11 protein-coding genes and 1 pseudogene are annotated in these 13,046 nt (G+C 63.7%); 6 read left to right on the forward strand and 6 right to left on the reverse strand.

The features are described 5' to 3' along the window. On the reverse strand, positions 1-933 hold a 933-nt coding region (gene waaF / locus EOA29_RS10475), incomplete at its 3' end, for a lipopolysaccharide heptosyltransferase II (protein ID WP_127220859.1). After that, positions 906-1,853 carry an ADP-glyceromanno-heptose 6-epimerase gene (gene rfaD, locus EOA29_RS10480; protein WP_126092429.1) on the reverse strand — a complete coding sequence of 316 codons (948 nt, stop codon included), beginning with the start codon at positions 1,851-1,853 and terminating at the stop codon, positions 906-908. The genes rfaD and waaF, both read right to left, overlap by 28 nt. 264 nt (positions 1,854-2,117) lie before the next feature. On the opposite strand from rfaD, the gene rfaE1 reads away from it, so the two are divergent. Genes rfaE1 through EOA29_RS10495 form a run of 3 tightly spaced genes read left to right on the forward strand, consistent with a single transcriptional unit; the run spans position 2,118 to position 4,831 of the window. Continuing rightward, positions 2,118-3,608 (forward strand): D-glycero-beta-D-manno-heptose-7-phosphate kinase, encoded by a 1,491-nt coding sequence (gene rfaE1 / locus EOA29_RS10485; protein ID WP_126092430.1) that lies wholly within the window; start codon positions 2,118-2,120, stop codon positions 3,606-3,608. Between the two features lie 7 nt (positions 3,609-3,615). After that, positions 3,616-4,188 (forward strand): SIS domain-containing protein, encoded by a 573-nt coding sequence (locus EOA29_RS10490; protein ID WP_126092431.1) that lies wholly within the window; start codon positions 3,616-3,618, stop codon positions 4,186-4,188. Then, entirely contained in the window at positions 4,181-4,831 is a 651-nt protein-coding gene (locus tag EOA29_RS10495; protein ID WP_126092432.1) for an HAD-IIIA family hydrolase, read from the forward strand. Before EOA29_RS10490 ends, EOA29_RS10495 begins: the two co-directional genes overlap by 8 nt. On the opposite strand, the gene EOA29_RS10500 is transcribed toward EOA29_RS10495, so the two are convergent. After that, complete coding sequence (locus tag EOA29_RS10500) at positions 4,828-5,310, reverse strand: Lrp/AsnC family transcriptional regulator (protein ID WP_126092433.1); 483 nt, start codon at positions 5,308-5,310, stop codon at positions 4,828-4,830. The two genes, EOA29_RS10495 and EOA29_RS10500, sit on opposite strands and share 4 nt — an antisense overlap. A 221-nt stretch (positions 5,311-5,531) precedes the next feature. Between EOA29_RS10500 and trxB the strand changes: the two genes are divergently transcribed. After that, complete coding sequence (gene trxB / locus EOA29_RS10505) at positions 5,532-6,506, forward strand: thioredoxin-disulfide reductase (RefSeq protein ID WP_126092434.1); 975 nt, start codon at positions 5,532-5,534, stop codon at positions 6,504-6,506. Between the two features lie 72 nt (positions 6,507-6,578). Further along, a complete protein-coding gene (locus EOA29_RS10510; RefSeq protein ID WP_126092435.1) occupies positions 6,579-7,475 on the forward strand; it encodes a LysR family transcriptional regulator in 897 nt (298 codons plus the stop codon). 21 nt (positions 7,476-7,496) lie between these two features. Here EOA29_RS10510 and EOA29_RS10515 read toward each other — a convergent pair whose 3' ends face one another. The 3 genes from EOA29_RS10515 to EOA29_RS10530 form a co-directional block, all read right to left on the reverse strand. Continuing rightward, positions 7,497-7,994 (reverse strand): isoprenylcysteine carboxylmethyltransferase family protein, encoded by a 498-nt coding sequence (locus EOA29_RS10515; protein ID WP_126092436.1) that lies wholly within the window; start codon positions 7,992-7,994, stop codon positions 7,497-7,499. Positions 7,995-8,663: 669 nt separating this feature from the next. Next, positions 8,664-10,715, reverse strand: coding sequence for an elongation factor G (locus tag EOA29_RS10520; protein WP_126092437.1), 2,052 nt, complete (start codon positions 10,713-10,715; stop codon positions 8,664-8,666). 257 nt (positions 10,716-10,972) lie between these two features. After that, a complete protein-coding gene (locus EOA29_RS10530) occupies positions 10,973-12,502 on the reverse strand; it encodes an EAL domain-containing protein (RefSeq protein WP_126092439.1) in 1,530 nt (509 codons plus the stop codon). A gap of 308 nt (positions 12,503-12,810) precedes the next feature. Here EOA29_RS10530 and EOA29_RS10535 point away from each other — a divergent pair. Then, positions 12,811-13,046: pseudogene (locus tag EOA29_RS10535) on the forward strand (cupin domain-containing protein); the annotation flags it as partial.

The following is a 13,046-nucleotide window of genomic DNA, read 5'->3' on the forward strand; positions in this document are numbered from 1 at the left end:
GTTGAGATGGCCGAGCGGGCAGGTCTTGCTGTGGCAGGGCGAGCAGGAAAGATGAAGCCAGATCAGTTCCGAGCGATCGGTCAGCGGCGGCGTGTTCTCGGGCGAGGTCGAGCCGTAGACGGCGACGATCGGCGTGCCGACGGCGGCCGCGACATGCATCAGCCCGCTGTCGTTCGAGACCGCAAGCTTCGCCGCGGCGATCAGGTCGATGGCATCCTCGAGCCGCGTCCTGCCGGCAAGATCGACAGAGCCCGGCGCGAGCCTTGCGATCTCGCCGGTAACCTCGGCGTCGTTCTTCGAGCCGAGCAGGGCGACACCCAAACCTTTTGCCATCATTCCTCGTGCAAGCTCGGCATAATGTTCGCTCGGCCAGCGTTTTGCCGGGCCGAACTCGGCGCCAGGCATCAAGGCGACGAATTTCTTTTCGTCGAGCCCGAACCGCGCCAGCAGATCCGTCTGGTTGGCTGTGTCGACAGTGAGCTTCGGCGCGCGAAACGTGCCGCCGCGCGCAAGGCCGAAATAAGCGCGCGCCGTGCGCCGCTTGAGGGCGTCGGGCAGGGGAACGATATCGGTCAGCAGGCCGTAGCGCATTTCCCTCAAATTGCCGACGCGGCGCGAAATGCGGGCAAAGAACGGGATCAGCGCCGATTTCCAGCTTCCCGGCAGCACATAGGCCATGTCGTAGCGGCCGCGCAGCAGGCGGCCGAAGCGCCTGCGGCTGCGGAATTCCAGCGCGCCGGGCATCAGCGGAAAGTCGATCTGACAGCGTATTTCGGGCATGCGCTTGACCAAGGGTGCGGCCCAGCCAGGCGCCAGCACGTCGATCGCGGCGTTCGGATGCTGTTCCTTCAGCGCCGAAAACAGGCACTGGGCCATGACCATGTCGCCCACCCAGCGTGGGCCGATCACGAGGATCGTTGGGCTCTCAGCCATTCGACATAGTCTCTGACGCCGGTTTCGACGGTTCGGAATTGGCCATTGTAGCCGGCCGCGCGCAAGCGGGACATATCGGCCTGCGTGAAACTCTGATAGCTGCCCTTGAGGTGGTCAGGGAAGGGGATGAATTCGATCTCACCCTTGCCGAGTGTGCCGATCACCGTCTCGGCGATGGCGCGGAACGGCTGGGCGCGGCCCGTGCCGCAGTTGAAGATGCCGCTCAGGCCTCGTTTCCAAAGCCACAGATTGACCTCGGCGACATCGCCGACATGGATGAAGTCGCGGCTCTGCTCGCCCGGACCGAAGCCATCATAGGCGCCGAACAGCTTCGGGTTCTGGCCTTGCTCGACCTGGTTGAAGAGATGGAAGGCAACCGATGCCATGGCGCCCTTGTGCGCCTCGCGCGGTCCGTAGACGTTGAAATAGCGTAGCCCCGTCACCTGCGAATGGTCGGTGTCGACGTTGCGGCGGACGTAATCGTCGAAGAGCTTCTTGGAATAGGCATAGACGTTGAGCGGGCGCTCGCACTCGGGCTCCTCGCGGAATTCGCTGCCGCCACCATAGACCGAGGCCGACGAGGCATAAAGGAAGGGCACGCGCAGCGCGAGGCAAGCGTGCAGCAGCCGCTTCGAATAGGCATAGTTCACGTCCATCATGAACTTGCCGTTCCATTCGGTGGTGGTCGAGCAGGCGCCCTGATGGAAGACAGCCTCGATGCGGCCGAGCCCGCCGTCCTCCAGCCGGGCCAGAAACTCGTCCTTGTCGAGATAGTCGGCAATGCGGAGGTCGGCCAGATTGGCGATCTTGTGCCCGTCGGTGAGATCGTCGACGACGACGATGTCGTCATGCCCCTCGGCATTGAGCGCGGCGACGATGTTGGAGCCGATCATGCCGGCGCCGCCCGTGACGATGATCATGAAGGCCTCTGGTTCCGTTGCCGATTCCGGCTCTTATAGGGGACGCCGGTGGGAGTGTCGATAAAGCACGTCAAACGCATGTAGGACGTTCGCTCGGCCACAGTCGCGCCGCAAAGCTCACGCTTCACTCGCGCGTGTTCGCCCCGGCCCGGCGTTGCGCTGGCCCCAATTGCGGTATATCGGCATCGCGAAGAACCATGGGCGCCGGATTTCCGGCGCTGCAACCCTGATCAAGAAACCGCCTTTCAGGCGCGTGCCAGTGAGATGATCAAGCAGCATCTGCCTTCCCCGGAACCCTTGCATCGTGCCATCGCCCGCTTTGGCGACGTTACCGTGCTGGTGGTTGGCGACTTCATCCTCGACCGCTTCGTCAGCGGCGTCATCGAGCGCATTTCGCCCGAGGCGCCTATCCCGGTGCTGCATGGGCGGGGCGAGATGCTGGCCATGGGCGGCGCCGGCAATGTCGTTTCCAACATCGTATCGCTGGGTGGCGCTGCCATCCCTGTGTCCGTGATCGGTGCCGATCAGGCCGGCGACAACCTCATGCGCATGCTCGGCGAACTCGGCGCCGATACCGATGGCCTGACACAGCGGCAAGACCGCATGACCTCGTCGAAGAGCCGCTTCAGCGCGCTCAACCAGCAAGTGCTGCGCTTCGACGAGGAGGAGATCAAGCCGCTGTCCCGCGGCGAGCGCGCGACGCTCGTCGAGCATTTCCAGGCAGCGCTTGCGCGCGCCGACATCGTCATCCTGTCCGACTATGGCAAGGGCATCCTGCTCGACGGCGTGGCGGCCGATTTGATCGCGATCTGCCGCGATGCCGGGAAGCCGGTGCTGGTCGACCCGAAGGGCCGAGACTATGCGCGTTATGCCGGCGCGACGGCGGTCACGCCCAATCGCAAGGAGCTTGGCGAGGCGGTCGGACGCGCGGTGTTCGGCGACGACGAGATCACGGCTGCGGCACGCGACCTGATCGCCGTGCATGACTTCGAGTTCATCGTCGCCACGCGCAGCGAAAAGGGCATGAGCGTCGTCACGGCGGAGGATGCCCGCCATATCTCGACACAGGCGCGCGAAGTGTTCGACGTCTCCGGCGCCGGCGACACGGTCATCGCAACCTTCGCGCTGTCACTGGCCGCAGGCGCCGATCGCGTGCAGGCCGCTACAATCGCCAACGCCGCTGGCGGCGTCGTGGTGGGAAAACGCGGCACGGCACGGCTGACGGTCGAGGAGCTCTCCGGCGCGCTGTTCCGCTCGCACGGGCCGGTCGCCCACAAGGATGCCATTTTGGACGCCAGTGCAGCCGCGCGGATGGTGGCGGCCTGGAAGGAAGAGGGGCTGACGGTGGGTTTCACCAATGGCTGCTTCGACATCCTGCATGCCGGCCATGTCAGCCTGCTTCATGCCGCGCGCAGCCAGTGCGACCGGCTGGTGCTCGGCCTCAACAGCGATGCCTCGGTGCGAAGGCTGAAAGGGCCGGGGCGCCCGGTCAACGACCAGCATGACCGCGCCTGCGTGCTCGCGGCTCTTGCCTCGGTCGATGCGGTCGTCGTCTTCGAGGAGGACACGCCGCTGGCGCTCATCGAGGCGCTCTTGCCGGACATCCTGGTCAAGGGCGCGGACTACACCGTCGACACCGTGGTCGGCGCCGACGTGGTCCAGAAGGCAGGCGGGCGCGTGGTGCTGGTCGACCTCGTTGCCGGCAAAAGCACCACCGGTACGATAGGCAAGCTGCGCGCCGGCGGCACGAATTGAGGATTTCATGTCCGAACTGAACGACTATCTGGTCCGCTCGGCGGCGGCGATCTCGGCGATGGTCGAGCGCGACCTCACCGGTGAAATGGAACGCGCGGTGAGCACGGTCGTGACGGCGCTCTCGCAAGGCAAGGCGCTGCTGATCTGCGGCAATGGCGGTTCGGCGAGCGACGCCATCCATATTGCCGGCGAACTGGTCGGCCGCTTCCTCAAGGAGCGCAAGGCTTACAACGTCATCGCGCTGCCGGCCAATGCCGCCGTGCTGACCGCCTGGGGCAACGACTACGGCTTCGACACGGTCTTTTCGCGCCAGGTCGAGGCACATGGATCGGAGGGCGCGGTGCTGCTTGCCATCTCGACCAGCGGCAATTCGCCGAGCATCCTTGCGGCCGCCGAGCAGGCGCGGGCGATGGGCATGACGGTGATCAGCCTCACCGGCGACACCGGCGGCAAGCTCAGGCCGCTGACCGATATCCTGCTCAACGTGCCGTCGACCTCGACGCCAATCATCCAGCAGGGGCATCTTTGCCTCTACCACCATCTGTGCGAGGCGGTCGAAGCGCGTCTCAGCAATGGCTGACGGCGGCGCTGAGTTTCCGCTTGTCGAGCCCGGCCTGTGGGTCGAGCGGACCAGCGCCAGAACCTTTCCAGCCGGCCTTCCGGCGGTCTTTCTCGATCGTGACGGCACGATCAATGTCGATACCAGCTATCCGAGCAACCCTGCAGATATTGTCCTGCGGCCGGAGATGCTGCCGGTCATCCGAACCGCCAACCTTGTCGGGCTTCCGGCAATCATTGTCTCGAACCAGTCGGGCATCGCGCGCGGCTATTTCGGCTGGCCGGAATTCGCGGCAGTCAATGGCCGACTCTTGCAGCTTCTCGACGCGGAAGAATGCGAGATCGATCTTGTGCTTGCCTGTGCCTATCATTCAAGCGGCACGGGTGTTCTGGCGGTAGACGATCATCCGATGCGCAAGCCCAATCCGGGAATGCTCCTGTGCGCCCGCGATCTATTGAACTTAGACACGGGTCGCTCGATCATCGTTGGCGATAAGGCCGACGACATGGAGGCAGGGCGGCGGGCCGGGCTGGTGGAAGGCTGGCAAGTCGGAAGCCGGGTCAACCGAAAACTTGGCGACGGCGCCTTCACCGCGCGCAAGCTGATGACAGGCAACGATCATCGGAAGCTGTGCGACGTTATTGCTGAGCGCGGCAGGGTCTAGGGCTTCATCTCGAAGGCCACCAGCCCCTCGTCCTTGACGCGACGGATGGTCAGCGCGGTGCGCACCGTGTCGACATTGGGGGCCGAGGCGAGCTCCTCGATGACGAAGGTCTGGAAGGTGCCGAGGTCGCTCGCCACGCAGTGCAGCAGGAAATCGGACTCGCCCGACACCATCCAGGCGTCGCGGACGATCGGCCAGCCGCGCGTGCGTTCGGCGAAGGTCTTCAGCTCTGCATCGGCCTGATGGTGCAGGCCGATCAGGCAGAAGGCGACGACATCCATGCCGAGCGCCGGCGCGTTGAGGAGCGCGCGGTAGCCGCGGATGATGCCGGCCTCTTCCAGCCGCCTGACGCGCCGCAGACAAGGCGGCGCCGAGATGCCGACCCGGTTCGACAGTTCGACATTGGTCATGCGCCCGTCATTCTGCAGCTCGCGCAGGATCTTCCAGTCGATGGCGTCGAGATCGGCTTTGAGCGGCATGGTCGGCTTTCGCGCAAGAATCTTTCGCGATTTTGTAATTAGGTTTCGTGCCGGAGGCCATCCCTTTACGATGATTTTTCTGATAACGGGCAGCGATATGGCCCGGTATGCATGTGACGAAGCTTTCCGGGGACGAAGGCCGAGTTGCCTTGCTGGCTTGGCGGGCAGCACTTACATTACGCGCGACAAACCACGGCCTTGAGCCGCAGGGGACTTTATTCATGAACACCAAACATGCGCCCGTTCTCATCATCGGCTCCGGTCCGGCCGGCTATACGGCGGCGATCTACGCCGCCCGCGCCATGCTGAAGCCGATGCTTGTCGCCGGCCTGCAGCAGGGCGGCCAACTGATGATCACCACCGACGTCGAAAACTATCCGGGCTTCGCCGATCCGATCCAGGGCCCCTGGCTTATGGAGCAAATGCTCAAGCAGGCCGAGCATGTCGGCACCGAGATCGTCAACGACATCATCACCGAGGTCGACCTCAATGTGCGGCCGTTCCGCGCCGCCGGCGATTCCGGTACGGTCTACACCGCGGACGCCCTGATCATCGCCACCGGCGCGCAGGCCAAGTGGCTGGGCATTCCCTCGGAGCAGACCTTCATGGGCTTCGGCGTCTCGGCCTGCGCCACTTGCGACGGCTTCTTCTACCGCGGCAAGGATGTCGCTGTGGTCGGCGGCGGCAATTCGGCGGTCGAGGAGGCGCTCTACCTCGCCAATCTCGCCAAGAGCGTCACCGTCATCCACCGGCGCGGCGATTTCCGCGCCGAGCGCATCCTGCGCGAGCGGCTGTTCAAGAAGGACAATGTGCGCGTCATCTGGGATACGGTCGTCGACGAGATCACCGGGCAGCCGGGCAAGGCGCCGCTGCCGCCTTCGGTCGAGGGCCTGAAGCTGCGCAATGTGGCGACCGGAGACGTGTCGCGGCTGAAGGTCGACGGCGTCTTCGTGGCGATCGGCCACGCGCCGGCGGTCGAGCTCTTCGCCGGCAAGCTGAAGCAGAAGCCGAACGGCTATCTGTGGACGGCACCCGATTCCACCCGCACCGACGTGCCCGGCGTGTTCGCCGCCGGCGACGTTACCGACGACGTCTACCGGCAGGCGGTGACTGCGGCAGGGCTGGGCTGCATGGCCGCGCTCGAGGCGGAGAAATATCTGGCGGGGATCGAAGTTCACCGCGAAGCGGCGGAATAAGCGATCGGCTGAGAAAAGCCGTTTAAAAGCCTGATTTTTCATTCAGACGCCAAAGGCAACACGAGGGGAATCATGGCGCTGGACTGGGACAAGCTACGCGTGTTTCACGCTGCGGCGGAGGCTGGGTCGTTCACCCATGCCGCCGAGACGCTGCATCTGTCGCAATCGGCGATCTCGCGGCAGGTCAGCGCGCTGGAGCATGACGTCGGCGTGGCGCTGTTCCATCGCCACGCGCGCGGCCTTGTGCTGACCGAGCAGGGTGAGATGCTGTTTCGCACGGCACATGACGTGCTGATGAAGCTGGAGACGATCAAGTCGCGGCTGACCGAGACCAAGGATCGCCCCTCCGGCGTCCTGAGGGTCACGACCACGGTAGGCCTGGGCGCCGGCTGGCTGACCGAGCGGGTGCAGGAATTCATCGAGCTCTATCCCGAGATCAGCCTGCAGCTCATCCTCGCCAATGAGGAGCTCGACCTCACCATGCGCCAGGCCGACTGCGCCATCCGCCTGCGGCAGCCGCAGCAGCCGGATCTCATCCAGCGCCGGCTGTTCACCGTGCATTTCCATCTCTATGCGGCCCCTTCCTATGTGGCCAAGTTCGGTAAGCCGGCCTCGATCGCCGAGCTCAGGAACCACCGGATCGTCACTTTCGGCGTGCCGGTGCCCGCGCATCTGTCGGAACTGAACTGGCTGGAGACGGTGGGCGATTTCGAGGGCGGGAAAAGGGTGCCGACGTTGCAGATCAACGACATCCTGTCGATCAAGCGCGCGGTGCAAGGCGGCGCCGGCATCGCCATGCTGCCCGACTACGTCATCAGCAAGGACTCCAACCTGGTCCAGTTGCTGCCCGAGACCGAGGTGCCGTCCTTCGACACCTATTTCGCCTATCCGGATGCGATGAAGAACCAGGCAAAGCTGCATGTGTTCCGCGATTTCATCATCGCAAAGGCGCGCAGCTGGTCATTCTGAGACGCCGTCGGGCGTAAGCTGCTACCCGCGCCAGGGCGTGATGCGCGGCAGCCAGCCGGGCACGGCGCGGCGGTAGGTTTCGTATTCGGCGCCATAGCGACGGGCGAGCGTCGGCTCCTCGTAGACCTTGACGAAGGAGATCATCGCCGCCGCGGCGATCAGGCCGTAGACGAAAACGGCCCAGCTCGAAAAGATGAGCACCTGGCCGAGGATGATCGAGAGCACCGCGACGTACATGGGATTGCGCACATGGCGGTAGATGCCGCCGACCACCAGTTTCTCGGTGGGCGCCACGGGGGCGGGGGTGCCAAGGCCCTCCAGGGCGAAGCGGGCGAAGGCGTGAAGCAGGATCCCCGCCGCACCGATCACCAGGATCCAGCCCAGAGGCACGAAACCCGGCACCATGGACAGCGGCATGCGATAATGGTCGGTCAGCAGCCAGGGTATCAGCCCTGCGACCACGCCAGGTGCCGCAATCAGGAACAGCGCACTGCCGGCGATTGCCGAAAAAGTCCGCATCAGGCCCTTCCTGCCGCAAAAATAACCGCGACCTGCCCGAGTCCGCATCATTTTGAATTTAGCGTATTTCGGGAGCAGAATCCGACCCGATTTGCATATCAGCAATCGCTTTCAGTGCGAAAATGCCCAAGATTCGGCGATTTTTTTCTGGTCCTATCGGTCCATGGAATGGGTTGGACCACAGCCTGCGTCTTTTTGCATGCGTGTGTTGCAAAATAGATGCTTGTTTCTTGGGCATGATGAGCACATATATAGTTCATCTCCAGGGCGCGTTCTCCTCCCATTAGCGCCCTCGAGTGTTCCCCTCTGGAGGTTAGCCCTAATCGGCACTTCCAATCAAACTCAGCCGGATCTTTATTGATCCGGCTTTTTTGTTGCCCGAAGATCACGCCGATACCGGAAATGCGTGCGCGGGAGCCACGTAACAGTGACATGTAACATCGGGTAACATGTCGCGGACGCACTCTATCGATTAAGTAGATCATAGGACGCGGTTGGTCGGTCCGGGAGATGGGGGCATCACTCGGACAGGCCGGGCTCAGGCAGCTACCGCGTCCGAACCATTTTTCCTGCTGCGGCGGACCTGCCGTTTGCCTCCCAGGAAACGGTCCGCAATAAGAACGGCGTCCGGAAAATCCGGGCGCCGTTTTCGTGTTCTCGACAAGTCGATCAGGCGGCCTTGCCGTTGGCGTTCATCGCCTCGTCGGCCAGGCGGCCGGTCAGCTCGGCCATATGGTCGAAGCCGGCCTTGTAGCTGGCGACGCCCGCCGTCGCCGAGCGCAGCTCGATGATCAGGTCGCCGATCTCGGCCTGCGGCATGGTCGCCTCGACCACGTCCCAGCCCGGCCAGCCGGGCCGCGCGTCATAGCCAAGGATTTGGCCGCGCCGCTGCGGGATCAGCGCGATGATCTTCGAGGTCGCATCGGACGGCGTGACGATCTCGACCTTCATGATCGGCTCCAGCAGAACCGGCGAGCAGGCCGCCATGCCTTCCTTCATCGCCAGCTTCGCCGCCATCTGGAAGGCCATGTCGGAGGAGTCGACCGCGTGGTAGGAACCATCCGACAGGTTGACGGCGACATCGACCACCGGGAAGCCGAGCGGACCGTTCTTCAGATAGTCGCGAATGCCCGTCTCCACCGACTGGATGTAGGTCTTGGGCACGACGCCGCCGGTAATGGTGTCGGTGAACTGGAAGCCCGAGCCGCGCGGCAGCGGCTTGATCTCGATCACCACGTCGCCGAACTGACCGTGGCCGCCTGACTGCTTCTTGTGGCGGCCGCGCTGCTGTGCCGATTTGCGGATCGTTTCGCGATAAGGCACCGCCGGCGAATGGCCTTCGATCGGGATCTGGTTCTTGCCCTCCAGGCGCTCGCGCACCACGCGCAGGTGCATCTCGCCATGACCCGACAGCACGGTCTCGGCGGAGTCCTGATTGTGATGCAGGCTGAGCGAAGGGTCTTCCTCGGCAAGCCTCTGGATGGCCGCCGACATCTTGACCTCGTCCTTGCGCTCCTTGGGGCGCAGCGCGAAGGCGAACACCGGCTGTGGCGATTCCAGCGTGACCAGAGGTTTGATGCCGCCCTTGGCCGAGCTCAGCGTCTGGCCGGTCCTGGCGTTGTCGAGCTTGCCAAGCGCGACGGTGTCGCCGGCCCCGGCCGATGGCAGCTTCAACTGGTCCTTGCCCAGCATCTTGTAGATGCCGGAGACCTTCGCCGTGTCGCCGTTGGAGAGGAAAAGCTCGGCCGCGTCGGCCAACTGCCCGGAAAGCACGCGCGAGACGGACAGCTTGCCGCCATGCGCGGTGTGAATGGTTTTCATCACCTGCACGACCGTCTGGTTGCCGTCCGGCGCGCCCAGGCGCTTGCGGGTCGCCTCGATGTCCGGCGCGTCGTGGCGGATCGTCTTCAGCAGGCGCAGTACGCCATTGCCTTTCTCCGCCGTGCCGATCAGCACCGGCGTTACCGTGCCGGCACGGAGGTCGGCGGCAAGGTCATCGAAGATTGCGTCCTTCGGCGGCTCGATCTCCTCCAGCAACTGCTCCATCAACTGGTCGTCATGATCGGCCAGCGTCTCCAGCATCGAGAAGCGGGCCTCGAGTTCGCGCGCCTTGTCGTCGTTCGGAATCTCGGCGACCTGGCTCTCGGCATATTCGCGGTAGACATAGGCCCGCTCGAGCGCCAGATCGATCGAGCCGATGACGACGCCGTCCTTGCGCAACGGAATCTGGCGAAGCAGCAGCGGCACCGAACTCGCCGGCTGCAGCATCTTCAGTGTCTCGCGCACGCCGGCGATCGCCTTGTCCACCTTGTTGAGGAACAGGATGCGCGGCACGCCGAGGTCATCGAGCTTGCGCATGATGAGCTGCAGCGCGGGTATCTTCTTTTCGTCCGCTTCGGCAACGACGACTGCGACATCGCAGGCTGCAAGCACCGGCTCGGCCTCAAAGGCGAATTCGATGGAGCCGGGGCAATCGACGAAGGTGAACTGCTCGCCCATGAATTCCGTGGTGGCAAAGGTGGCCTCCACGCTCATCGCGTGGGCGCGGGCTTCTGGCGAATGATCGGAAACTGTGTTGCCCGATGAAACGGGATTCTGGCGGGGGATGGCGCCCGTGCGGGCGAGGATTGCTTCGAGAAGTGTCGTCTTACCGCTTGCGAAGGGACCGACTATGGCAATGCATTTCGGTCCCGTGCGTCGTCCTCCGGCGCGAGTACCCATGGCTGACCTCCACTCAGGCGTTTCCCAAGAGAGCGATCAGCAAAAGTGGAAACCGGTTTTGCGTCCGATCGCACTCTGTGAAGAGCGGCGGCCGGCCTGTTCGGCCGTCGCGGGCGGGGTTGTTGCTCACCGCCTGCCCAAGGCCATCGTCACACGGGTTCGCGGAGAGGGCAAGAAAAATAGGAAGTGCGCCGGCTTTGGTTTTGTCAGGCGCGCCCAGTTTGTGCAGCGCTTGGCCTGTCAGCGCGCCTAGTCTGTCAGGCGCTCAGGGCCAGCGACTGTTTATCGGCAGCGCAGAGCGCGCTCGTCTTGTCGCGCGGCGCCGGCTTGCCGAAGAAATAGCCCTGAAAGCGGCTGCAGCCGGCCGCACGAGCCAGGGTGAACTCCTCCGACGTCTCCACGCCTTCGGCGACGATGGTGATGTCCTGGATGCGGGCGATCTGGGCGAGCGCGGAAACGAAGATCTGCGCCACCTGGTCGTGGGCGAGGCTGCGGATGTAGGAACGGTCGATCTTGACGCAGTCGATGGGCAGGGTCTTCAGGTAGTTGAAGCCGCAATGACCGGTGCCGAAGTCGTCGAGCGCGATGTCGAAGCCAAGCCCGCGCAAGGCTTCCAGGCGCCTGAGGATCTCCGGCGTCGCGGCGGTTGCGACCGTCTCGGTGATCTCGATGATGAACTCGGATGCCGACCGGCCGGTCTCGCGCAGTATGCGGTCGCACATCGTGACGATCTCATCGCGCTTCAACTGCTCGCCGGAGACGTTGATCGAGATGCGTCGCCCCGGAAACTGGCCGATATCGGCGCAAGCGCGCTTGAACACCCATTCGCCGATCATGTCGATCAAGGTCGAGCGCTCGGCGATCGGGATGAACTCGGCCGGCGAGATCAGGCCGCGGACGGGATGACGCCAGCGGATCAAACCTTCTAGAGCGTCGATGGAGCCCTCGGCGCCCATGATCGGCTGATAGTGGAGCTCCAACTCGCCAAGATAGACGGCCGCGCGCAGTTCGCGCTCCACGAGCCGGCGATAACGCTTGTCCGACAGCATCTCCTCGTCGAAGACCGTGACACGACCCCGGCCAGCCGCCTTGCTTTCGTAGAGCGCGAGATCGGCAAGCAACATCAATTCGGTGGGGTTGGAAGCGTGCAGCGGCGCAAGCGCAACCCCCAACGAGATCGACAGCGGAACGACCTTGCCTTCATGCCGCTTTCCGGCCCGCATCGCGTCGAGCAGCCGGCGGACATCCTTGTTGAGGGCAGCCGTGTCGCCATGCGGGACGATGACGCCGAACTCGTCGCCGCCCAGCCGTCCGATAAGGCTGTCGTCAAAGATGCGCTCAGCCTCCTTGACCACATAAGCGAGCGCGAGGTCGCCGAACTGGTGGCCGAAGGTGTCATTGAGCTGCTTGAAATGGTCGAGGTCGATCAACAGAAGGCTCGCTTGCCGGCGGTTGCGCAAGGTGCCCAGACTGTCGCTCAACGCTTCGAGGAAATAGCGCCGGGTCATGGCGCCGGTCATTGCGTCGACGCTGAGGAAGCGGTGCTTCTCGGCTTCGGCGTCCGCCGCCGACTGCAGGCGCTGGACGACGCTCGAGCGCATATACATCAGCACCAGCAGCGCCAGGCCGGTCGATATCGCCGACAAGGCGAGAGCCGTGGCGCGCGAGGCATCTTCGGTCAGTCCGAAGGCGGCAATTGCCGTAGCGGCGATGCTCGCCACGAGCAGTGCCTGAATGCCGCGGTAAATCCTGCCGCTATGATCCTTGATTGTCGCCAAGATGCTCATGTCCGCGCCCCCCACAGCACGGGCCATGGCTAGAGCCGAGCGGTTAAAAAGACATTGAGCGCGGCGACTGTCTTGCTTCGTTCCCCAATGCTCGGCCGACTGCCTCATTTTATGGTTAAAAAGCAACAATTTATGACAGTATTTTAAACAGCTGACAGAAAGATTTGACGCACCACTAAAGCTGCTTCGACGCTGTCATCATTGGCAGCGGAAAGACCCGTTGCACTAGCCTCATAGCCGGTTGAAACTACATCCTGAGATGCGCCGCTTCCGGCTTGCTGTTTCGTCAACGATTGAGGATTTGAACGATGAAGATCATTGCGTGCGGCAGCGTGCCGACGATCATTGCGCCGGAAAAGTATTTCACCGGCAAGGTGCTGCAGACACCGATCATCGAGAAGGAGGCGCCGGCGCGGCTCAGGGCGACGCTGGTCAGCTTTGAACCCGGCGCGCGCACCCATTGGCATACGCATCCGCTTGGCCAGACGCTCTATGTGACTTCGGGCGCCGGGCTTGCGCAAACGTGGGGCGGGCCGATCGAGGC

The sequence above is a fragment of the Mesorhizobium sp. M1E.F.Ca.ET.063.01.1.1 genome (assembly GCF_003998155.1).
Taxonomy (GTDB): Bacteria; Pseudomonadota; Alphaproteobacteria; order Rhizobiales; family Rhizobiaceae; genus Mesorhizobium.